Raw genomic sequence first — 21,214 nt, 5'->3', positions numbered from 1 at the left:
GGAACCGATGGCCCTTACCCCAACCATCCGGCGGCTGGCCGCGTCGGCCGCGGCCGGCCTCGTGCTGGCCACCCTGGTCGTCCTGGTCGACGGCGCGCCCGCGGCCGCCGCGCCGACCCTGCACGTCTCGAAGACCACCGGCCTCACCGACGGCCAGCAGATCACCGTGTACGGCACCGGGTTCACCAAGAATCTGCAGCAGATCGCGATCGGCCAGTGCGTCAAGAACCCGAAGGGCCCGACCGACTGCAACCTCTCCGGCGGCTCCCAGTTCACCAACGCCGACGCCAACGGCAAGACCCCGACGCTGACGCTGAAGATGGCCAAGGAGTTCAGCGGCCACAAGTGCGCGAGCGGGGGCTGCGTGATCGCCGCGCAGATCCTGCCGTCGAGCGCCTCCGAGGACGTGGTCAACGCGAACAAGGCGTCGGTCCCGATCACGTTCGGCACCGGCTCCACCAAGACACCGACCCCCACCGCGACCACCTCACCGGCCGCCGGCGCGACGACCGGCAGCACCTCGGCGGCCGGCGACGACGACCTGCCGACCACCGGCCCGGGCCTGCAGTGGGCGACCATCCTGCTGATCGGCGCCGCGTTCCTGCTACCCGGCGTCGGCCTGATCGCCGTCCTGCCGGCCCGTCGCCGCCGGATCACCCAGCTGCACTGAGAAACGGGGGCGGTTCAGGGTTGTGGAACCTTCTTGCGCGGGGAGGTTCCACAACCCCGATCCGCTCTTCCCCTTAGCAGAACGGACGTGCTTACGGCTGGAGCCGCGTGAGCGGACACCTCGAGCATCGGTGGTGCGACGTCGTATCCGGAGGACTTCTGGGAGGGCGACCTCTGGCCGGCCGATGAGGATATTCCTTACGGCTACTACAACTCACCGTTTTACTGGCGGGCCGGCCAGGACATCGTGCACACGTGGAAATACCAGTACAACAGCTCGACGGCGGATCGCCTGTTCGGGCTCCAGCTCCGTACGCGAGGAACGGACACGTTCCTGTCGGCCGCCCGCATCCTGGATACGAACGGCGGGGTCTGCCCGCAGGACACCGCGTCGCTGTTCGAGTACTCGACGGACGGGGTGACCTGGAACAGCGGCTTCGTTCCCGGTACCAGGTTCATCAACTACAAGCTCAACACCGACCAGTTCAAGCGCCCGGGCGCCCGCACCGACGGCTGCACCTTCGGCGTCAAGGCGACGGCCCACCGGGACAGCCCGACGCAGGCGTACGTCGACGGCGACCTGTACGTGTACAAGGACGCGACCGAGGCGACCCTGCACGACCAGTCCAAGTACAAGGTCGAATCGGGTGCCGTTTCCGAGTCCGACTTCACCCTCCACGGGCTCACCCTCACCTCCGACCCGACAGGCACGGTCAACACTGACGACGTCATCCACTACACGGCGACCTATACCAACCAGGCCGCCGGCGCATCAGCGGCCAGCGGTACCCGGCAGGCCAAGTTCGAGATCGACCTCACCAAGCTCGTCGACGACGCCACCGTCAGCAACGTGGTCGCCTCCGCGGGCACGGTGACCTCCACAGACACCGCGATCTCGTGGTCGAACGCGGCGATGGCGAGCGGGGCTCAGGCGACGGTCACCTTCGACGCCACCGTCGTCAGCGGCGGCGACAAGGACCTGCGCGCCGTGATCAACGGCCCGACCGATTCGACGTTCAGCCTGATGACCGGCCCCCGCTCCGACTGCCTGACCAGGTTCGGGCCGGCGGAGAACTGGTACACCGAACCGAAGCAGAGTCGGATCATGGTCAACGGGACGATCTACACCCAGGCCGACGTCGGGGCCATGACCCCGGCCCAGTACGCCACCGCGATGGGTACCTGCGCGGCGGTCAACAGCTTCGCCGCGTCGGTGGTGGCCGATGCGAATGGCCCGTACGCGGTCGATGAGGGTTCCGGCGTGACGCTGGATGCCACCGCGACCACCGGTGCCGGTGCCGGGGCGACCTACGCGTGGGACCTGAATGGCGACGGCGTTTATGACGACGCCAACGGTGCCGAGCCGACGGTGAGCGCGGCCGGCCTGGCCGCGCTCGGCCTGGGCGACGGGCCCGGGACACGCACCGTCGGTGTCCGGGTCAGCGACGGTGCCACAGTCAGGACCGCGACCTCGACGCTGACGGTCGCCAACGTCGCGCCGACGGCGACCCTCACCGTGCCGGGCAGCGTCGTGGCCGGCACGCCGGTCACCATCACCCCGGCCGCGACCGACCCGTCAGCGGCCGACTCCACCGCCGGGTTCACCTACACCATCGACTACGGCGACGGCACCACCCCTGACACCGTCCGTACCCATACCTACGCCTCCGCGGGCACCTACACGGTGAGCGTGACCGCCACGGACAAGGACAACGGCACCAGCACCACCACGACCACACAGATCCTGGTCACCCCGATGCCGCCCCCGGGGACGTCCAGTGCGGGTGGCCCGGTGGTGGTAATCGCCTCCCCGGCCGATACCTCAACGACCCGGGACACCACGCCGACGATCGTGGGCAGGGCGACGCCGGGCTCGCTGGTCACGGTCACCCTCGACGGCGAGGTGCTGGGTACGGTCCGGACCGACGCCGAGGGCAGCTGGCGCCTGACGCCGCAACGACCGCTCAGCTACGGCGAACACACGGTGAGGGCGACAGTGCCCGGAGCGGAGCCGGCCAGCAGCACCTTCACCGTCACCGCCGCCCCGCCGGTGGTCGTCGGGGCGGCATCGGGCGACCCCGACGACACCCTTCCGGTGACCGGATCGCCGACCGCCGGCATCGCCCTCGTCGGCCTGCTGTGCGTGCTGGCCGGTAGTGCTGCCGTATGGAGCCTGCGTCCGGGTCCGCGGTAGCCGATGCCGTGCAGCGGTCGGCTACCGCGGGTGGTTGTCAGACCTGGCCGGCCTTCTCCAGCGCGGTGCAGCAGGTGTCGACGAGCTGTACTCGTTCGAATTGACGGCTACCTTCGACGTCGCTCGGCCCTGATGTGCTCGGTCGCGCTGTGGATGAACCGGTCGACCTTCGCTTTGTCGATTTCTACCGGATCTGGGTCATCGTGCGGCCCCACAGGGGACAGACGCTGCGTCCTCTCCCAGGTCAGGGAATCCGTGAAGGTTTCTTCCTGGTCGATTCCGCTGGCATCGATCCACGTTCTGACGACAGACGATGGTTCACCGGGCGCAGAGTTCTGTTCCCCGAAGCCGAAGTATCGGTAGTCGACGGCGTGCGGGGCGACGCACGGGGCAAGTTGGTGGATGTCGGCGAGGGCGGTTCCGCCGTGCCATGCATGTGCGATCCGGGCCACCTCGGCGAGTTCCGGAGTGGTGCCGTCAACGCGGTGGACGGCCTGGCCGCCCTCGATCCGCCACGCCCGCCGGTGCCGCGATGCGGTGACGCGCAGACCCTCACGGCGCCGGAGCCTGCTGTGGACTGTGAGGCCGTACAGCGGGTCCGGGCGGACGGTGTCCCGGCCGATCGATCTGAAAGCCTTGGGCGGGATGGAAAGTCCCTGTTCGACTCCAGCGGCACGGATCGCCGAACTGAGGCTGCCAAGAGCAATGACGTCCGGGTAGTGCGGGGCTGGATCGGAGAACACGATGAAGTCCTGCTCGAAAGCTATGGGCCGCTTCCGCCTCGGCACGGGCACCTCCGTGGCTTTCGACACCGCGGCCGAGCACCGCGCGCCCTCCACCCCGCGAGCATACAAACTCCAAGATCAGCGAAAGGGCTCATCCGGCGGAGCAGACTGCTACGCAAGGTGATGAGGTCCTGACTGTTTCATTGAGCGGCGGTTCAAAACTCAGGACTACGGACAGCTCCGTGCCCTCATCGGCAAGTGAACGGCTGGCCGCGCCCGCCAGGTACCTGCCGCTTGCGGTGAAACCACCGGCGACGGTGGCGAACAAGCCCTCGCCGTCAGACTGTCCCTGCAGGGAGGTCCGGCATGACCGCGCCGTTTCCGAAGCCTCCACCGGCTTGTCGAACATTCTCCTGACCCACTCGCTCACCGCCTCGCAGGACGCCGCCGGGCTCGACGACCGCGGGACCGTGGTGACCCATGCCGTCACAAAGCCCGAAGCCATGCCCGTCGCCTCCGGAACTCCGATATCGAGCCCCTGCCGCTCCTCATGTCGATACGCCGGCGGATCCCCCAGCAACAGAGGCACCGGATCGGCCGGGGTGAATCCACGGGGTCCCCCGATATCCGCGGCGTGTCGGATCGCCGCTTCGGTCGCGGCAACCGCTCGGTCCTCATCGTTGCTGCGCACCTGAGCTACCAGGGCCACGACACCAATCACCGATGCAACAGCTGCCGCGATCATGAGCCGACGTCGCCGCCACCAACTCCCGGCGGACGGATCGACAGCGCTGACCGTTGTCGAGGTTTGAGACATGGGGGCATTCTCCGCGCGACGGCCGATGCAACGGGCTGCCGGTCAGAAACGTGTCAGCGACGGAGCGCGCACATCTGCCGCTGAACTGGCAATGCCCGGGCGCCGAGGCGCCCGGGCATTGGCCGGTGGAAGGTGCGGGGGATCAGACCTGGCCGGCCTTCTCCAGTGCGGTGCAGCAGGTCTCGACGAGCAGGCGCGTCACGACGTAGGGGTCGACGTTGGCGTTGGGGCGCCGGTCCTCGATGTAGCCCTTGCGGTCCTTCTCGACCTGCCACGGGATGCGCACCGACGCGCCGCGGTCCGAGACGCCGTAGCTGTACTCGTTCCACGGGGCGGTCTCGTGCATGCCGGTGAGGCGGTCGTCGATGCCGGCGCCGTAGTTCTTGACGTGGTCCAGCGGCTTGGAGCCCTCGCCGAGCGACTCGCACGCGGTGATGATCGCGTCGTAGCCTTCGCGCATCGCCTTGGTGGAGAAGTTGGTGTGCGCGCCGGCGCCGTTCCAGTCGCCCTTGACCGGCTTCGGGTCGAGGGTGGCGGAGACGTTGAAGTCCTCGGCCGTGCGGTAGAGCAGCCAGCGGGCCACCCAGAGCTGGTCGGCGACCTCGAGCGGGGCGACCGGGCCGACCTGGAACTCCCACTGGCCGGGCATGACCTCGGCGTTGATGCCGGAGATGCTCAGGCCGGCCTTGAGGCAGTTGTCCAGGTGGGCCTCGACGATGTCGCGACCGAAGATCTCGTCGGCGCCGACGCCGCAGTAGTAACCGCCCTGCGGGGCCGGGAAGCCGCCGACGGGGAAGCCGAGCGGGCGCACGCCGTCGAAGAAGGTGTACTCCTGCTCGATGCCGAAGATCGGCTCCTGCGCGGCGAACCGCTCCGCCATCTCGGCCAGCTCGGCGCGGGTGTTGGACTCGTGCGGCGTCAGGTCGATGTTGAGGACCTCGCACAGCACGAGGATGTCGCCGTCGCCGCCGCGGATCGGGTCGGGACAGGTGAAGACCGGCTTGAGCACGAGGTCGGAAGAGTGTCCCACGGCCTGGTTCGTGGAGGACCCGTCGAAGCCCCAGAGCGGCAGCTCGGCGCCCTTCGCGTCGTCCTCGAAGATCTTCGTCTTGGAGCGGAGCTTGGCCGTCGGCTGCGTGCCGTCGATCCAGATGTACTCAGCCTTGAAGCTCACGATCCACATCCTTCGGGTGGTGCTGGGCGGCGGCACCGGGGCGCCGTGGTGACGACAGGGAGCCTGTCGACCTGCGGTTTCCCGGCCGTTGCCCGTATGTGAACGCGGTGTTACCTGGGTGTGCCCATCGTCACGGGCCGGAAGTGCCGCCACGGCACGGGCGGCGGCTTGTCCCTCCAAACCACGCAAATCAGACACAGGTCAGCGCGGCCCTGCGCAGGTCGACGCCGTCCACCGGTCCGCAATGCCGCCGCTTCGCCGGGCAGGTTCAGCCCGTGAGGACCAGGATCATCGGCCTCGACCCCTCACCCAGGTACACGTGATCCGGGAAGTAGTCGATCTGCACATCCGCTCCGGGCTCGTCCGCGGCAAGGTCCTCTATGACCAGGGCGAGGACGCCCATCGCGGTCGCGCCGCCGGCCAGAGTGAGGGTGTCGCCGGAGCGGCGGATGACCACGGCCTGGGTCGCGGCGTGCACCTCGAGGACCGAGAGCAGATGATCATACGGCCAGGGATCACCCGTGGTGTTCAGCTGGACGACGCCTTCGCCGGCCCGCACCATCCGGGCCAGTTCGAGGAACTCGGCAGTGGTGCCGCTGATCTCCATCTCCTGCTGCCGTTCCGCCCGCGACACGCGCATTTCGACACTCCTTCGGCCGATGATCCGCGCTACGTGGAAGGGCGCAGAGCCCCCATAGGAAGGTGGCCTCTCACAGTCAACTTCATAAGGGTCCCGCGCCGGCCCGCACCCCGCGCGCTCAGGCGCTCGCTCAGAAGTCGCGGAGGAGGGTGCCGGCGCCGTAGACCTTGTCGGGGATGTTGTTGTCGCGCAGGGCCATCCACCAGGTGGCGGCGTTGATGGCGAGGACCGGCTTGCCGAGCCAGCGTTCGGCCTCGTCTGCGAGGCGGACCATCGACAGGTTGGTGCCGCACTGCACGATCGCGTCGATGTCGGGGCCGTCGACGGCGAGGATGGCGCGGCGGAGTTCGGCCTCGGTGACGTGGGCGATGGAGACCGCCGTCGGGCACTTGAGGCCCTCGATGTTCACCACCTCGAAGCCGATCTCGCCGAAGAAGCGCACCACGTTGGTGTCGCCGATCGGCTGGTAGGGGGTGACCACGCCGATCCGCCGCGCGCCGTACAGCTTGAGTGCGCGCTCGCAGGCCTCGGCGCCGGTGGCAACCTGGAGTCCAGTCATGTCGTGTATCTGCCGGACGAACTCGCGGTTGCCCTCGACGCCGCCCCAGAACGTCTCGGCCGACATGCCCATGACCATGTAGTCGGGCTCGCAGGTGAGCACCCGCTCGCAGGCGAAGCCGATCTCGGAGCGGATCTGCACGAGCAGGTTCTCGAAGTTCGCGTCGTCCGACAGGTCCTGGTTGCGGATGTGGATGCGGGAGAAGTGCGCGGTCACCCCGGGGACCGTCATCGAGTAGAAGTCGGGCTCGACGATCGTGTTGGTGGACGGGGCGATGACGCCGAACTTGCGGCGCCAGCCGAGTGCGTCGGTCATACGGGTTCTCCAACGGTCGTCACGGCCGGGGCGCGCACCGTGAGCCAGGCCGCGGTCAGCAGCGCGAGCTGGGCGGCCGTGTTGAGGGACTGTTCGAGCCACTGGTAGGCGACGGTGTCGTGTGCGGCCGCGCCGCGCAGCGGCACCAGCGAGGTCACCAGGACCAGGCCGAGGACGTACAGGGAGACGGCCCACCACCGGCGGTGGCGGGCCGCGATGACGGCGGCGAGCACGCTCACCGCGGTGACGCCGAGGACGGCCAGGACGAACATCGGCTGCAGGCTGCCGACCAGGACCGAGGTTCCGGCGGCGAGCGTGAACGTGAGCGCGAACGGCCAGACGTGCACCCGCGCGCCGCGCCGCACCGCGACCGCGAGGGCCCAGACGAGCAGCGTGGCGCCGGCGGCCATGAGCGGGAACAGCGCCTGCTCCAGCAGGCGTGGGTCGCCGGCGCCGGACGCGACCGCGAGCTTCCAGGCGCACTTGGCCAGGCCGCCGGCGCCGATCAGCAGGGCGCCGGCGAGCCCGGCGGTGCGCGCCGGGCCGGCCGGGACCAGGCGGGTGAGCAGGATGAAACCGGCGAGGCCCAGCAGTACGGGCACGAAGTCCTCGAGCGCGAGCCAGATCGGATAGTCCATCTCAGCGCTCGGCGAACAGGTCGCGCCTGCGGAACCCGGCGGTGGCGAAGCGGTAGGCCGCCTTGGGGCCGGTCAGCCAGGCCACCCGGCCGCCGTTCCTCGTACCGGCCAGGACGCGGTCGGCGAGCCACGGGGTGACGGTCTCGACCCGGTCGGCGAGGATGTTGAAGATCTTCTTCGCCTTCTCGAACTCCTCGGGGGAGTAGTCCCGGGTGAGCAGGTCGGTGACGACCATCCCCGGCGACAGCAGCCCCACCTTGACCGGCGTGCCCTTGAGCTCGCGGGCCATGGCCTTGGTGGCGTAGGTCAGGCCGCGCTTGGTGGCGCCGTACGGCGTGAGCCCCGCGACGATCTGCCCGTTGGAGCCGAGCCCCTCCATGTTCCAGAGGGCGCCGTGCCCCTGCTCGAGCATCGCCCCGAGCACCACGGCGCTGGCCTGCAGGGTCCCGCGCAGGTTCACGTCGACGACGGCGTCGATCTCGGCGGCGGGCAGCTCCCAGAGCGGCCTGCGGCTGGTGGACAGCCCGGCGTTGTTGAGCCAGATGTCGACCCGCCCGAAACGGTCGACCGTCGCCTCCCACAGCTTGCGCACGTCGTCTCGCGAGGTGACGTCGGCGACCACGCCGAGCGTACCGGCGGGGCCGTCGGCGCCGGACCGCCCGCAGAAGGCCACCGACGCGCCGCGCGCGGCGAACGCGGCCACCAGGCCCCGGCCGATGCCGCGGGTGCCGCCGGTGACCACCACGACCGGGCCGGTCACGGCGCCCACTCCAGCAGCCCGTGCAGCACCGAGTCGAGCCGCGCGCCCTCGAAGAGCTGGTACACCACCGACAGCCGCCGGCCGGCCGACATGCCCGGCGTCGCGTCGATGGAGAACTCCCGGCCCTTGATCTTCCACACGTCGGTCAGGTGGAGCGAGGAGAACGAGGCACGGCCGAAACCGATGGCATTCCCGTACCCGCCGGGGCCCTCGAAGTGGAGGTCGTTTCCGTCGCGGCGGGTCTCCACCGCGAACTCCCGGTCGAGGCCCGCGCCCTGCCAGGTGATCAGGCGGCGGGTGCGCAGCAGGTCGATCGGCTCGAGCCCGATGGCGACCCGGACGGTGCCGCGCAGCTTCTGGTCGGCGCCCCACAGCTCGCAGTCGCCGAGGTAGGCGCCGGCCTGCTTGGTGGGCAGGATGTACGGCACCGGGCCGCACCGGGTCTCGTTGTCGATCAGCTGGTCGACCAGCGCCGGGTCGCGGGTGTACACGCCGTTGAAGCAGCCGACCACCGACCAGCCCTGGTACAGCACCGACGAGTAGACCTGGGTCTGTTCGTCGGGCAGCACCTGGTTCCAGGTGTTGAGGTCGACCTGCCAGCCGGGCCCGTAGTAGTGCGAGTCCACGAAGGACCCGTACGGCTGGCCGGTGCCGAAGAAGTCCGGCCCGGTGTAGACGCGGTTCGCGTCCGAGTCGATCACCCCGAAGGAGAACGGCGCGCCGAGGCGGAACCGCCCGGCGAGGGCGCCGCCGCCGATCAGGCCGCCGTCCATCCGGTACGTGGTGACGCCGTCGACGAACTCCGACGACCGCCGGATCTCCTCGAACCCGCACCAGGTGCCGGTGTGGTCGAAGAGCGACGGCCGCCCGTGCCACTCGCCGGCGATCCGCTGCTGCCAGGCCGACGGCCGGGTCGTCATCGGTTGTCCACCAGTTCGAGGCGGACCGACTCGCTCTGCTCTTCGCCGAGCAGGCGGACGGTCTGCTTCCAGACCGGGTCGATCTCGGGGCTGAACAGCAGCGCCCGGTGGGCCGCGTCCCGCGCGGGGTCGACGGCGGCCTCGACGTCGCCGGCGAGCAGCGCGAACCAGTGCCCGAGATAGCCGTCGACCGCGTCGCCGATCCCCTCGAAGGCGGCCCGGGTCGCGCGGTTGACCAGCATCCAGGGCGACATCAGCGCGTACTGCCGGGGGGTGAGGTGTGCGGGGGTGAGCCCGTCGCGGCCGCGCACGTCCTGGTAGAGCGGGGTGAGCGGCTCGTAGACCGTGTCCAGGTACGGCAGCGAGGTGGCCAGGTCGATCCGGGGGATCAGGTCGAGGTGGAAGGCGTAGTTTTCGCCGTTGGCGACGGAGTCCAGGGTGAAGTGCGGCACGGCCGAGTCGGGCGCGGTGAACGCGAAGATCATGTGGCTGTCGAGGCCGATCGGCGGCACGGCCAGCGACACGTTGACCACCTTCACGACGGGCCCTTCGCCGTGCCAGACCCGGATCCGGCCGACGGGCGCGGGGCTCATCGCCGAGGTCAGCTCGCGGTCGCCGGACTCCTTGAGGGAGAGCCCGGCGAGGATCTTGTCGAGGGTGGCGTCGGAAAGGTCGGCGGGCAGAGTCATGCCATCGCCTCCGCTGGCGCTCCGGCGATGACATTCGTCGGGCGCTGAGTTGATGATTCGCTCGCAAGCTCGCTCATGTGGTCTCCTCGTCGGACGGGCCCATCAGCTCGGCGGCGGCGACGCTCGGGTGCTCGCCGCGCGCCTTGTGCACCCAGGCGCGGGCCAGCTCGGGGTTCTCCCGGCGGGCCGGCGACGGGATCACGGTCGCGGTGCGCCGGGGCACGTCACCGGTGATCCGGTCCCCGTCGGTCAGCAGCCAGCCCTTCTCGGCCAGCTCCTGCCGGCGCCGCCGGTACTGCACGGCGATCAGGTCGCTGCGGATGTGCAGCTCGGCGCCGAGGTCGAAGGGGAGCAGCTCGGGCCGGACCTTGTCGACGACCTCGGCGTCCTCGTAAAAGATCTTGAGGGTGCGCTGGATGGCGTTCTTGTCGGCCCACTTGCCGGTGAAGAACGTGCGCAGCGCGACCCACTTGACCAGCGTGTGCGTCTCGTCGATCGGGATGTTCGTGTCGTAGATGATCAGGTCGCCGAGCGGCAGCCGGACGTGCAGCTTGATCATGTTCGGCAGCATCCAGCCGGCGGAGGTGGTGACCGGCGGCCGGTTGTTGAGGTCCTGGCCGCGGAGCCGGGCGAACCTGCCCCAGATGCCCCGCGGCGCCGGCGGGTACAGGTCGACGGTGGCGAACGCCGACCACTCGTCCGGCTGCTCGAGCTCGTACTCGGGGACCTCGGGCTTCTCCGGGTTGCCGAACGCGCCGGCGTGCACGAACGGCGCGTGGGCGATGTCGCAGCCGTTCTCCAGGATCCGCTCGTAGTTGGCGTTCCAGAGGAACTCGCCGGTGACCGCGCGGAACCGGCCGCCGTTCTCGACGAGGTCGTCGAACTCGGGCCAGACCGGCATCGGCGGCCGCTCCTCCTCCGGCAGGTCACCCAGGTAGACCCAGACGAACCCGTACCTCTCCTGCGCGGGGTACGAGTCGACGCGGGCCTTGCGCGGCACCGGCCGCTCGGGCTGCGCCGGGATCTTCACGCACTGGCCGTCGCTCTGGTACTCCCAGCCGTGGTACGGGCAGACGATGCAGTCGTCCTTGAGCCAGCCACCGGAGAGCGCCGCGCCGCGGTGCACGCACAGGTCGGAGAGCGCGACGACCTTTCCCGACGGCGTGCGGTACAGGGCGAGGTGCTGGCCGAGCACGGTGACCCGGGCCGGCTTGGTCGTGACGCGGTCGGCGAACTCCACCGCGTACCAGAAGTTCTTGAGCACGGGTGTTACCTCCGCCGGAGCCGAAGCGTCTGGGTGGCCTTCTCCAGCGCGTCGCCGGCGGCGCCGCGCAGGTGTATGTCGAGGAACGCGCCGGTGACCTCGGCCAGCGCGGACCGGGTCTCCTCGGGCTCCGTCGTGGCGGGCGCGTCGAGGAACGCGCGGGCGGCGGTCTCGTCGACCGGGTGCACGATGCCGAAGTGGTTGGCGCCCGGGAACGTCACGAGCAGGTTGGCGCCGTCGCGGTCCGGCAGCGCCTCGTCGAACGTACGGGAAACGGGGTCCTTGCGGGTCGCCGCGTCCTCGCCGTAGCGGTCGGCCGAGCCGTTGATGACCCCGTCGTTCTCGCCGGCCATCAGCAGCACCGGGGAGTCGACCTGCGCGGTCAGCACGGTCCCGGCCGGCCAGCCCAGCATGGTGGCGACCATCGTGTGTGTGCCGTAGGCCGCGACCGCCTTGACCTCGGGGAAGAACCGGGCGCTCTGCAGCACGACGGTCCCGCCCGCGGAGTGGCCGATCAGCGCGACGTTGTCCAGGTCGAGCAGGCCCTCGACCGGGCCGGTCATGACCCGCAGGGCGTCGATCACGGCGGGCACGGACGGCGTCGTCGCCCTCGTCCCGTACGCGTCGGGCCGCGCCGCCGCGAGCTCGACGCCCGGCGTGATGCCCTTGAGCCCGCCGAACAGCTCGCCGACCCAGTCGTAGGTGACCGCGACGTAGCCGCGCTCGGCCAGCGCGACGGCGAGCCAGCGGTATGCCTCCTGCCCGACGTTCACGCCCGACACGATGATCACGACCGGGTAGGGCGCGTGCGCCGGGTCGGCCGGGAACACCCCGGAGAGCCGCTCGGCGTCCGACCCGGTCGGCCTGGCCGGATAGAAGACCCGCAGGTGCGCGGTGTCGAAGGGCGCCTCGGCGCCGGGAATCGTGGCGGCCCACCACACCGACCGGACGCTCATGAGTCCATCCCCGGGCGGGGCAGCTCGCGGTCGCCGCCCCAGAGCGCGCGGACCAGCTTGTCGGTCGTCTCCTGGCCGAAGAAGCGCACGCCCATCACGTTGGCCGGGTCGCGCTCGGCGATGTTGCGCCGGATCGTCAGATCGGTCTCGGCGAGCGCCGCCCGCTGCTCCTGCGGCACCGCGGTGGCCGCGTCGACCCAGGACAGCCAGCGGTCGACGTGCGCGTGCGCCCGGGCCGAGACGATCTCCAGGTTCCGCCGGCTGCGCTCGAAGGAGTAGCAGTACGCGGTCGGCGACAGGCTGGCCCGGATGAAGCCGGCCCGCGAAACGAAGTACTCGAACTGCGGATCGGCCCGCAGCTCCAGCCACTCGGCGTCCACCGGCGCGTAGTAGCTGTCGTAGTAGTCGCCGTCCTCGACCAGGTTCACCCGGGGCACCGAGTCGAGGTAGAACCAGCCGCCCGGCCAGACCAGCAGCGCGATGCCCAGGTGCGGCACCTTGATCTGCGGCCCGAGCCAGCAGGTGAGGTGCAGGTTGGCGAAGCTCGCGCCCGGGTTGCCGAGCCACGAGTGCACCAGCCAGTCGACCTCCGGCCCCGAGTACGCCGCGAGCGAGCCGCCCGGCCCGTCCGGGTAGGACCCGTAGCTCTCGAGCGCCTCGGTCGACGGGTCGCGGGTGGTCTCGAAGCGGGCGTCTATCTTCGCCTTCAGCGCGGCCAGCAGCTCCTGGTAGTAGTGGAACGTGTCGTGCACGTCGACGGCCGGCGAGCCGTCGACCATGTCCTCCACGTGCGCAAGCGTCTCCGCCACGGTGGTTCCCCTTCGCAGGTTCTAACGGGTCAGGGCGTCGACGAGCCGCCACGGGCGGCCGTCGACGAGATCGGTGCGGCGCGACACCAGGCGGTTCGCGGCCTGTGCCGGGGCGACGACGGCCTCGCCGACCATGGCGCCGGCCGGCACGTCGGTGCGCACGGGTGTGGAGATGCGGCCGGTGAACGGGCCCTGCCACCGCGTCCACAGGGTGAAGTCGGCGCTCATCGCGAGGATGGCGGCGCTCTGCCCGGCCGGGGTGGCCACCACGACGTTGAGCCGGTTCTCGGCCGCCCGCTCGGGCAGGCCGAGCGCGAGCTCCCACGGCTCCTGCGCCGAGTAGGGAACCGCGACCACGTCGGCGTCGACGAGCGCGGCCAGCCGGAACGTCTCGGGCAGCAGCGCGTCGTCGCCGACCACCACGGCCAGCCGCCCCCAGGGCAGGTCGACCGGGTGTATCCGCTTGCCGGTCGGCGTCAGGTGGTGCGCGGCGTGCAGCTGCGGCTGCCGGGCCAGCACGCCCGCGGCGCCGACCACCACGCCGACGTGCGCGCCGTCCTCGATCACCGTGGTCACCGCGTGCGCGGAAGTGCCGTCGAGGGCGGCCGCCAGCGCGGCCGGCGCGCAGGCCAGCTCCGGCAGCACGATCAGGGCCGCGCCGCCCCGCGCGACCGCGCCGACCCGGGCGGCCTCGCGCACCACGGCGACCGGCAGGGTCTCGGCGCCGGGGCCGCGGCGGCGCCCCACCGGCGGTTCGGCGATCGGGCCGTACAGCTCGGGGCGGCGCACGGCGAGGATGTCGGTGCCGTCGGGCCGCCGCTTGTCGTCGGCGCGGGACACCTCGATGTCGGCCACCACGACCGCCTCGCCGGTGCGCGGTGCCTTGGCCAGCACCGTGCCGTCCGGGGCGACGATCTGGCTCTCCCCGGCGCCGTGCAGCCATTGCGGCGGCACGCCGAGCCGGGCGGCGATGGCGGGCAGCTGGTCGGCCGGCAGCAGCGGCCCGACCTTGTTGGCCGCCACCACCCACGCCTTGTTCTCCGCGGCGCGCACCGGGATGTGCAGGTCGGCCTCGTCGAGCGCGAAGCTGTTGAGGCTGTTCAGCAGCACCTGGGCGCCGCGCAGGACCAGCGAGCGGGCCACCTCGCTGATGACGCCTTCCATGCAGGCGTACATGCCGAGCCGGCCGAGCGGGGTGTCCACGACCGGGCCGACCGCCGGCGCGGGCTCGAGGAAGTCGTTCTCGGCGCCCATCAGGGTCTGCTTGTCGCAGCGGCCGGCGATCTCGCCGTCCGGTCCGAACAGGAAGTTGGTGCCGCCGGTGCGCCCGCCGGCGTACGCGTGCGTGACGTTGATCTTCACCCACATGCCGTGCCGGCGGGCCCGGTCCGCGATCGCGGTGAGGAACTCGTCGCCGGGCCGGGTGGCGAGCCGGTGCGCCTCGGCACGGTCGGCGTACCAGGAGAGGTGGTTGCAGAACTCGGGCAGGACGACGAGTCGCGCTTTCTGTGCCGCGGCGGCGTCGATGACGCGCAGGCAGGCGGCGAGATTCTCGCGCACGTCCTGGCCGGCCTCGAGCTGCGCGGCGGCGACGCGTACAACGGGTGCCATCCGGGGTTCCCCCTAGCGAAACGACGTTTCCCAAAACTACACTCGGGGGCGGGGTTGGCAACAGGGGTCGGGAGGCACGAGTGCTGGTGCACGTGGTGATGATGAAGTTCGCCGACGACAGTGATGCTGCCAAGGCACAGTCGCGTCTGGTAGAGCTCTCCGGCCGCGTTCCGCAGATCCGCACGATGGATTGCCAGATCGACGAGTTGCGTACCGCGGTCTCCTGGGACCTGGTGCTGCGCACGACCCACCGGGACGCCGACGACCTGCGGGAGTACCAGGCACACCCGGCGCACCACGAGTTCGGCGCCTGGGTGCGCCCGCTGCTGACCGACCGGGCGGTCGTCGACTACACCGGGTAGGCGGCGGGACCGCCGGCCGGGATCCCCGCGCCGGGACGGTAGGCGGCGGGCGCGTGGATCACGCACGTCTGCGCGTACTCGGCCAGGCCCTCCGCGGCGTACTCGCGGCCCCAGCCGGAGCGTTTCACCCCGCCGAACGGCGCGCGCAGGCTCATCCCGGTGCGGTTGTGCGTGTTCACGAACGCGAAGCCGGCCTCGAAGCGGCGGGCGAAGGCCACCGCCCGCTCCTCGTCGGCGCTCCACACCGACGCGCCGAGGCCCAGCTCGCCCTCGTTGGCGGCGGCCAGCACCGCGTCCTCGTCGTGGTAGCCGAGCACCGGCACGACCGGCGCGAACTGCTCGGCGGACACCAGCGGGTCGCGGGGGTCGGGGGAGACCACCAGGGCGGGCCGCACGAAGTAGCCGGCCTCCTCGTCGGCGTCGAAGCGGCCGAGGTCGCGGCAGTCGCCGGTGCGCAGCGCACCGGCGGCGCGCCGCGCCGCGGCCGAGATGACCGGGCCCATGGTCACCCCGTCGGCGAGGGGATCGCCGGTGACCAGCACCCGGCTGGCGGCGGCGAGGTAGGCGTCCACGAAGTCCGGCAGCCGCGCGGCGGGCACGTACAGCCGCTTGGCGGCCATGCAGACCTGGCCGCTGGTGGCGAACGTGGCCATGACCAGGCGGTCCATGGCCGCGTCGTCGAACGGCGCGTCGTCGAGGAACACCGCCGGGTCGTTGCCGCCCAGCTCCAGCACGGCCGGGGTGAGCCGGTCGCCCGCGAGCGCCGCCACCGCCCGGCCGCCGGCGGCGCCGCCGGTGAACGCCACCTTGCGCACGAGGTCGTGGCCGACCAGGGCGGCGCCCGTCGCGCTGTCGCCGTGCACGACGCGCAGCGGGCCGCCGATCAGGGCGGCGACCCGGTCGAGGGTCAGCGGCGCCAGCGGCGACGGCTTCACCACGACCGCGTTGCCGGCCGCGAGCGCCGGGGCGATCTTCAGGACGGCGAGGATGACCGGCGCGTTCCACGGCGTGATCGCGGCGACCACGCCGTACGGCTTGTGCTGCCGGATCAGGCGGCCGAGCTCGTCGTCGACCTCGCGGTCCGCGTACGCGATCGGCGCGTTCTCGACCACCCAGCGCAGGTAACGGACGGCGAAGCCGAGCTCGCCCCGGCAGTCGCCGAGCACCTTGCCGGTCTCCCGGGACAGCAGCACCGACAGCTCGCCGACGGCGCCCTCGATCGCCGCCGCGCCGCGGTCGAGCAGCGCGAGGCGCGCGTCGACCGGGGTCGCCGCCCAGCGCCGGAAGTCCGCGTCGGCGGCCCGGACGACCGCGTCCACATCGGCGGCCGGTGTCCGCGCGACGGCGCCGACGATCTCCGCGACGCGGGCCGGGTTCTCCCGCCGGATCACGCCGGCACCGGGCGCAGCGAGGCGATCATCGAGCTCTTCAGCAGCGCGGCCCGGGCCCGGGCCGGATCGGCCGCGGTCGCCCGCAGCGTCGCCAGGTGCGCCTCGCGGGCCGCCGGGTCTGCGTTGCGCATCCGCTCGTAGTTCTGGTGCGAGACGCTCTGCACATACTCCAGGGCGATGCGCCGCCGGTCGGCCGCCGCGGCGGTCACGGCGGCGTCGTCGCCGCCGGCCAGGGCGTTCGCGTACGCCACCGCGTCGTGGATGCCGGAGTTCATGCCGAGCCCGCCGAGCGGGTTGTTGACGTGCGCCGCGTCCCCGGCGAGCAGCACCCGGCCGGCCCGGAACGTCGCCGCGACCCGCTGATGCACCCGGTACATGCCGGCGTGCGCGATCCGCCACGGCCGCCCCGGGTCGTGCACGCCGAGCAGCCGCGCGGGCAGCCGCTCGAGCTCCGCGGCATCGGACGTGCCGTCGGGGGTGGGCAGCAGCACCCGCCAGTGGTCGGGGGTGCGCAGCAGCACGCACCACTCGACCGGGTCGTACACGTAGTTGACCGCGGCGAGCCCGTCCAGCCAGCCGGTCAGCTCGTCGTGCACCGAGGCGACCATGAACCGCTCCGGGTAGGTGATCCCGGCGAAGTCGACGCCCAGCGCGCGCCGGGTCGCCGAGTGCGCGCCGTCCGCGCCGATCAGCCATTGCCCGTCGAGCGTCCGGCCGTCCGCGGCGATCGCGGTCACCCGCCCGGCCCGCTGCGCGATCCCGGCGACCGGCCAGCCGAAGCGGACCTCGCACCCGTCGTGCCGCAGCAGGTGGTCGAGCAGGATCGGGGTGAGCTTCGACTGCTCGCACTGCAGCCGGTACGGGTACCGGGTGTCCCCGGCCAGCACGGCCAGGTCGAGCAGCGCGACCAGCCCCGCCCGCCGGTCGCGGTAGGCGAACGTCGGCGAGATCAGCCCCCGCTCGTGCAGTTCGCCCGCCACGCCGAGGTCGTCGAGCATCTCCAGGGTCGGCGGGTGGAACGTGGACGCCCGCGACTGGCCGGCCAGGGCGTCGCCGGCCTCGAGCACGGTCACCCGCCGGCCGCGGCGGGCCAGGGCGAGCGCGGCGGTGAGGCCGACCGGCCCGGCGCCGGCGACCAGGATCCGGGTCACGCCGGCCTCCCGGGTGCGTAGCGGCGGTCGAGGTCGAGCGCGTCATCCTGGCCGAGCAGGGCGGTGAACGCGGCCCAGGGCAGCCGGTCCACCGCACCGGCGCCGGCACCGCCGGCGATGGCCCGGTAGACCAGCGAGGCGGCGCGCAGGGCGGCGAGCAGCGCGGCGACCGGGTGCAGCACCAGGCGGACGCCGACCTCGGCGAGGTCGGCGTCGGGGACCGCCGGCCGGTCGCCGCCGGCCTCGGAGCGGTTCACCACGATGGGTACGCCGGGGAGCGCGTCGTGCAGCCGCGCGAGGTCGTCGAGCTCGTCGACACCCTCGGGGAAGACCGCGTCCGCGCCCGCCGCCGCGTACACCCGGCACCGCTCGACCGCGTCCGCGAGGCCGTTCACGCCGTACGCGTCGGTCCGGGCGATCACCGCGAGCTGCGGCACCTCCGTGACCACGGCGGCGATCTTGGCAGCCGCGGAGCGCACGTCGATCACCTCCTTGCCGGCCAGGTGGCCGCACCGCTTGGGCTGCACCTGGTCCTCCAGGTGCAGGCCGGCGACGCCGGCGCGCCGGTAGGCGAGCGCCGTCCACACCGCGTGCAGCGGGTTGCCGTAGCCGGTGTCCGCGTCGGCGAGCAGCGGCGCGCCGTCCAGCGCCGGCACCAGCGCGGCGGCCCGGTCGGCGATCTGGGTGGCGTGCACGAAGCCGAGGTCGGGCCGCCCGAGCGCGAGCGCCGAGACGGCCGCGCCGGACAGGTGCGCGGCCGGATGCCCGGCCTGCACGGCGAGGGCGGCGGTGACCGGGTCGTAGACGCCGGGCACGTGGGTGACTCCTCCGGCGTGCAGCAGCGCCCGCAGCTCGTCGGCTCCCGTCATGGGCGGCCGTGCAGCGCGAAGCCGCCCTCGACCCCGACCACCCGGGGATTGGTGAAGAACCGCAGGGTCTCGGCCGTGCCCTCCTCGGAGTAGCCGGACAGGCCCCAGGCCGGGCGCGGCGTGAACAGGTGCAGGCTCATGATCGACGAGCCGTTGACCTTGACCTCGCCGGCCCGCACCCGCCGGGCGACGGCCAGCGCGGCGTCCTCGTCGGCGCCGACGACGTAGCCCTCCAGGCCGTGCCGGGTGCCGTTGGCCAGGGTGACGGCCTCGTCGATGGTGGCGTAGCCGTGCACGGCCGCGACCGGGCCGAAGACCTCGTCGACCGTGCGCGCCGGATCCGCGCCGGTGACCAGCGCCGGCGCCAGGAAGTTGCCGCCGCCCGGCAGGTCCGGGCTGTGCACCGTGCCGCCCATGTCGTCGCGGGCCTTCTCGACCGCGGCCTTGTGCGCGGAGTGGATCAGCGGGCCGTAGTCGGTGTCCTCGTCGGCGGGGTCGCCGACCCGCATCGCGGCGATCCGGTCGAGAATGGCGTCCACGATCGCCCGCTCCCGCCCGGCCGGCACGATCAGGCGGCCCAGCGCCCGGCACCACTGCCCGTTCAGCGTGGTGAGCAGGTCGGCGGCGGCCCGCGCGGCCACCGCCTCGTCCGCGTCCGGCAGCACGATCAGCGGGTTGTTTCCGCCCAGCTCCAGCTGCACCGGCTTGATGTCCAGTGCGCAGGCCACCGCGACGGCCCGCCCGCCGGAGAGGCCGCCGGTGAACGAGACGGCCCGGATCCGCGGGTCGCCGACGAGTCGCCCGCCGACGTCCGCGCCGCCGTGCACGAGCTGGAACAGCCCCGCGGGCGCACCGGCCTCATCGAGGACCCGCGCGACGGCCCGGGCGAGCCGCTCGGTGCCGAACGGCGCGTACTCGCTGGGTTTGACGATGGTGGGGCAGCCCGCCGCGAGGGCGTTGGCGGCCTTGTGCGCGGCCATCGGCGCCGGCGCGTTCCACGGCACCAGGCAGGCGGCCGGGCCCCAGGGCAGCCGCTGGACGACGACCTCCCGGCCGTCCTCGCGGGTGGCGACCGAGCGCAGCAGGCCGGCCCGGAGCTGGCCGGCGGCGAGGGCGAACGCGCCGGAGAGGATCATCCCGAGCGGCCGGGTCTGCCGGATCGGCACGCCGGTGGCCCGCGCCTCGAGCACCACGATCTCCGCCGAAGCCTCGGCGACGCCCGCCGCGACGGCGTCGAGCACGTCGGCCCGGTCCACATCGGACAGCTCCCAGGAGCCGAGCTCGGCGGCCGCCGCGACGGCGGCCTCGACGCGCTCGGGGGAGGACCCCAGCGCCGGACCGGCGACGGCGCCGGTCGCCGGGTCCTCCCAGTCGATGCCGACCGGCGTCGCGCAGGGCCGCCAGTCGCCGGCGACCAGGTCGCTGGTCATCCGCGTACGCTCGCGAACAGCTCGTTCGCCTTGTCGCTGGTGATCACCGAGGCGGCCTCGAGCCGGCCCCGCTCCGGCGGGAACGTCATGACCAGGCCCATCGCCAGGTCGCGCACGGCGCGCCCGACGATCCCGTGCATGGTCGCGCCGGAGGTGCCGGACGCCTTGAACGCGCCCATCGCCACGTCGAACGCGGCCTGGCAGATCGAGCCCTTGGCGATCCGCCACTGCGCGTACACCTCGGACTTGGTGGCGATCGGCGGCTCGCAGGTCTCCAGCAGCAGCTGCCGGCGCAGCCAGAGGTAGGCCGTCTCCAGTTTCTCGGTCATGTCGCCGATGATGACCTGGTGCATCGGCGACTCGGCGATGGACCGGCCGGTGTCGGCGAAGGTCTTGCGGGTCAGCCGGTCGAGCGTGTCGTCGTAGACGCCCTGCGCGCAGCCGACGTAGACGGCGGTGATGGCCAGCTGGTTGCCGACGAAGCTGCCCCGGCTGCACCGCAGCATCTTCACGAACGCGCCGGGCACGGTGAGCGCGTCGGTTCCCGGCACGAACACCTGGTCCAGCCGGATGCCGTGGTTGGCGGTGCCGCGCATGCCCAGGCCCTGCCACTCGGGCCGCTCGGACACGCCGGGCGCGTCGCGCGGCACCAGGAACATGGCCAGGCCGTCGGCCGTCTCGCTGCCGTCCAGGCGGGCGGTGACCAGGTAGAAGTCGGCGACCCCGGTGGCGCAGCCGAACGACTTCTCGCCGGTCAGCAGCCAGCCGTCGGCGGCCTTGACCGCGGTGGTGGCGATCGCGATGTTGGCGCTGGAACTCTTCACCGACTCGCTGGCGAAGTTGGCGAGCCAGGCGCCGCCGGACATCAGCCGCAGCACCTTCTCGGCGAACGCCCGGACCTGCGGCACCTCGCCGTCGGCGAACAGCCCGGCCTCGATCGCCTCCAGCGGCAGCAGGCCGCGGGAGGCCGAGGTGTTGTGGAAGAAGTAGGCGAGCGCGGTGGACGGGCAGGCGGTGCCCATCGCGTAGGTGGCCGCGGCGAGGTCACGCAGCGTGCCGCCGAGGCCGCCGCACTCCTCGGGGACGATCAGGCCGAGCAGGCCGGCGTCGCGCAGCAGGGCGATGTGCGAGAGCGGGAACACGCCGTCCCGGTCGGCCTCCTCGGCCTTGGCGCGCAGGGCCGGCAGCACCTGCTCGACGAGGGCGGCGCGGCTCTTCTCCTCGACGGTCATGTCGGCGAGGAGTCTTTCACCGGTGAGTCGGTCGGCCAT

Annotated in this window: 21 protein-coding genes; 3 read left to right on the top strand and 18 right to left on the bottom strand. The window is 72.1% G+C overall.

Annotation, left to right across the window (positions count from 1 at the left end; all coding sequences use genetic code 11):
• Positions 1-7: 7 nt before the first annotated feature.
• Positions 8-670, top strand: a complete 663-nt coding sequence (locus ACIBSW_RS11130; RefSeq protein WP_354723114.1) for a neocarzinostatin apoprotein domain-containing protein — start codon at positions 8-10, stop codon at positions 668-670.
• A gap of 246 nt (positions 671-916) precedes the next feature.
• A complete protein-coding gene (locus tag ACIBSW_RS11125; protein WP_354723112.1) occupies positions 917-2,863 on the top strand; it encodes a PKD domain-containing protein in 1,947 nt (648 codons plus the stop codon).
• A 107-nt stretch (positions 2,864-2,970) separates the two neighbouring features.
• Here ACIBSW_RS11125 and ACIBSW_RS11120 read toward each other — a convergent pair whose 3' ends face one another.
• From ACIBSW_RS11120 to ACIBSW_RS11060, 13 genes are all read right to left on the bottom strand, one after another.
• Positions 2,971-3,702 (bottom strand): hypothetical protein, encoded by a 732-nt coding sequence (locus ACIBSW_RS11120; protein WP_354723110.1) that lies wholly within the window; start codon positions 3,700-3,702, stop codon positions 2,971-2,973.
• A 37-nt stretch (positions 3,703-3,739) separates the two neighbouring features.
• Entirely contained in the window at positions 3,740-4,405 is a 666-nt protein-coding gene (locus tag ACIBSW_RS11115) for a hypothetical protein (RefSeq protein WP_354723108.1), read from the bottom strand.
• A 142-nt stretch (positions 4,406-4,547) separates the two neighbouring features.
• Complete coding sequence (gene glnII, locus ACIBSW_RS11110; RefSeq protein WP_354723106.1) at positions 4,548-5,579, bottom strand: glutamine synthetase; 1,032 nt, start codon at positions 5,577-5,579, stop codon at positions 4,548-4,550.
• A gap of 268 nt (positions 5,580-5,847) precedes the next feature.
• Positions 5,848-6,219 (bottom strand): hypothetical protein, encoded by a 372-nt coding sequence (locus tag ACIBSW_RS11105; protein ID WP_354723104.1) that lies wholly within the window; start codon positions 6,217-6,219, stop codon positions 5,848-5,850.
• A 130-nt stretch (positions 6,220-6,349) separates the two neighbouring features.
• Positions 6,350-7,093, bottom strand: coding sequence for an arylmalonate decarboxylase (locus tag ACIBSW_RS11100; protein ID WP_354723102.1), 744 nt, complete (start codon positions 7,091-7,093; stop codon positions 6,350-6,352).
• A complete protein-coding gene (locus ACIBSW_RS11095) occupies positions 7,090-7,731 on the bottom strand; it encodes a hypothetical protein (RefSeq protein ID WP_354723100.1) in 642 nt (213 codons plus the stop codon). Before ACIBSW_RS11095 ends, ACIBSW_RS11100 begins: the two co-directional genes overlap by 4 nt.
• A 1-nt stretch (position 7,732) precedes the next feature.
• On the bottom strand, positions 7,733-8,491 hold the full coding sequence (locus ACIBSW_RS11090) for an SDR family oxidoreductase (RefSeq protein WP_354723098.1): 759 nt from the start codon (positions 8,489-8,491) through the stop codon (positions 7,733-7,735).
• The gene (locus tag ACIBSW_RS11085; protein ID WP_354723096.1) at positions 8,488-9,411 is read right to left on the bottom strand and encodes a hypothetical protein; all 924 of its coding nucleotides are present in this window, start codon (positions 9,409-9,411) and stop codon (positions 8,488-8,490) included. Before ACIBSW_RS11085 ends, ACIBSW_RS11090 begins: the two co-directional genes overlap by 4 nt.
• On the bottom strand, positions 9,408-10,100 hold the full coding sequence (locus ACIBSW_RS11080; RefSeq protein ID WP_354723094.1) for a hypothetical protein: 693 nt from the start codon (positions 10,098-10,100) through the stop codon (positions 9,408-9,410). Before ACIBSW_RS11080 ends, ACIBSW_RS11085 begins: the two co-directional genes overlap by 4 nt.
• A gap of 73 nt (positions 10,101-10,173) precedes the next feature.
• A complete protein-coding gene (locus ACIBSW_RS11075) occupies positions 10,174-11,364 on the bottom strand; it encodes an aromatic ring-hydroxylating dioxygenase subunit alpha (RefSeq protein ID WP_354723093.1) in 1,191 nt (396 codons plus the stop codon).
• Positions 11,365-11,369: 5 nt separating this feature from the next.
• Complete coding sequence (locus tag ACIBSW_RS11070) at positions 11,370-12,320, bottom strand: dienelactone hydrolase family protein (RefSeq protein ID WP_354723091.1); 951 nt, start codon at positions 12,318-12,320, stop codon at positions 11,370-11,372.
• Complete coding sequence (locus ACIBSW_RS11065) at positions 12,317-13,129, bottom strand: oxidoreductase (protein ID WP_354723089.1); 813 nt, start codon at positions 13,127-13,129, stop codon at positions 12,317-12,319. Before ACIBSW_RS11065 ends, ACIBSW_RS11070 begins: the two co-directional genes overlap by 4 nt.
• Before the next feature lie 21 nt (positions 13,130-13,150).
• Positions 13,151-14,740 carry a nitrilase-related carbon-nitrogen hydrolase gene (locus ACIBSW_RS11060; protein ID WP_354723087.1) on the bottom strand — a complete coding sequence of 530 codons (1,590 nt, stop codon included), beginning with the start codon at positions 14,738-14,740 and terminating at the stop codon, positions 13,151-13,153.
• 80 nt (positions 14,741-14,820) lie between these two features.
• On the opposite strand from ACIBSW_RS11060, the gene ACIBSW_RS11055 reads away from it, so the two are divergent.
• Positions 14,821-15,102 (top strand): Dabb family protein, encoded by a 282-nt coding sequence (locus ACIBSW_RS11055; RefSeq protein WP_354723085.1) that lies wholly within the window; start codon positions 14,821-14,823, stop codon positions 15,100-15,102.
• Here ACIBSW_RS11055 and ACIBSW_RS11050 read toward each other — a convergent pair.
• From ACIBSW_RS11050 to ACIBSW_RS11030, 5 genes are read right to left on the bottom strand one after another with little or no spacing between them, the layout of a single operon-like run.
• Positions 15,090-16,493 carry an aldehyde dehydrogenase family protein gene (locus ACIBSW_RS11050; RefSeq protein ID WP_404799298.1) on the bottom strand — a complete coding sequence of 468 codons (1,404 nt, stop codon included), beginning with the start codon at positions 16,491-16,493 and terminating at the stop codon, positions 15,090-15,092. The genes ACIBSW_RS11055 and ACIBSW_RS11050 overlap by 13 nt on opposite strands.
• Positions 16,490-17,644, bottom strand: a complete 1,155-nt coding sequence (locus tag ACIBSW_RS11045) for an NAD(P)/FAD-dependent oxidoreductase (protein WP_354725737.1) — start codon at positions 17,642-17,644, stop codon at positions 16,490-16,492. The genes ACIBSW_RS11050 and ACIBSW_RS11045 overlap by 4 nt, the downstream gene beginning before the upstream one ends.
• Complete coding sequence (locus ACIBSW_RS11040) at positions 17,641-18,513, bottom strand: isocitrate lyase/PEP mutase family protein (RefSeq protein ID WP_354725735.1); 873 nt, start codon at positions 18,511-18,513, stop codon at positions 17,641-17,643. Before ACIBSW_RS11040 ends, ACIBSW_RS11045 begins: the two co-directional genes overlap by 4 nt.
• The gene (locus ACIBSW_RS11035) at positions 18,510-19,943 is read right to left on the bottom strand and encodes an aldehyde dehydrogenase (protein WP_354725734.1); all 1,434 of its coding nucleotides are present in this window, start codon (positions 19,941-19,943) and stop codon (positions 18,510-18,512) included. Before ACIBSW_RS11035 ends, ACIBSW_RS11040 begins: the two co-directional genes overlap by 4 nt.
• Entirely contained in the window at positions 19,940-21,214 is a 1,275-nt protein-coding gene (locus ACIBSW_RS11030; RefSeq protein WP_354725732.1) for an acyl-CoA dehydrogenase family protein, read from the bottom strand. The genes ACIBSW_RS11035 and ACIBSW_RS11030 overlap by 4 nt, the downstream gene beginning before the upstream one ends.

Source organism: Actinoplanes sp. NPDC049668, from assembly GCF_044465445.1.
In the GTDB taxonomy this organism is placed as follows: Bacteria; Actinomycetota; Actinomycetes; order Mycobacteriales; family Micromonosporaceae; genus Actinoplanes.
The sequence above is the reverse complement of the archived record's forward strand: the minus strand, read 5'-3'. Positions and strand labels throughout refer to the sequence as shown.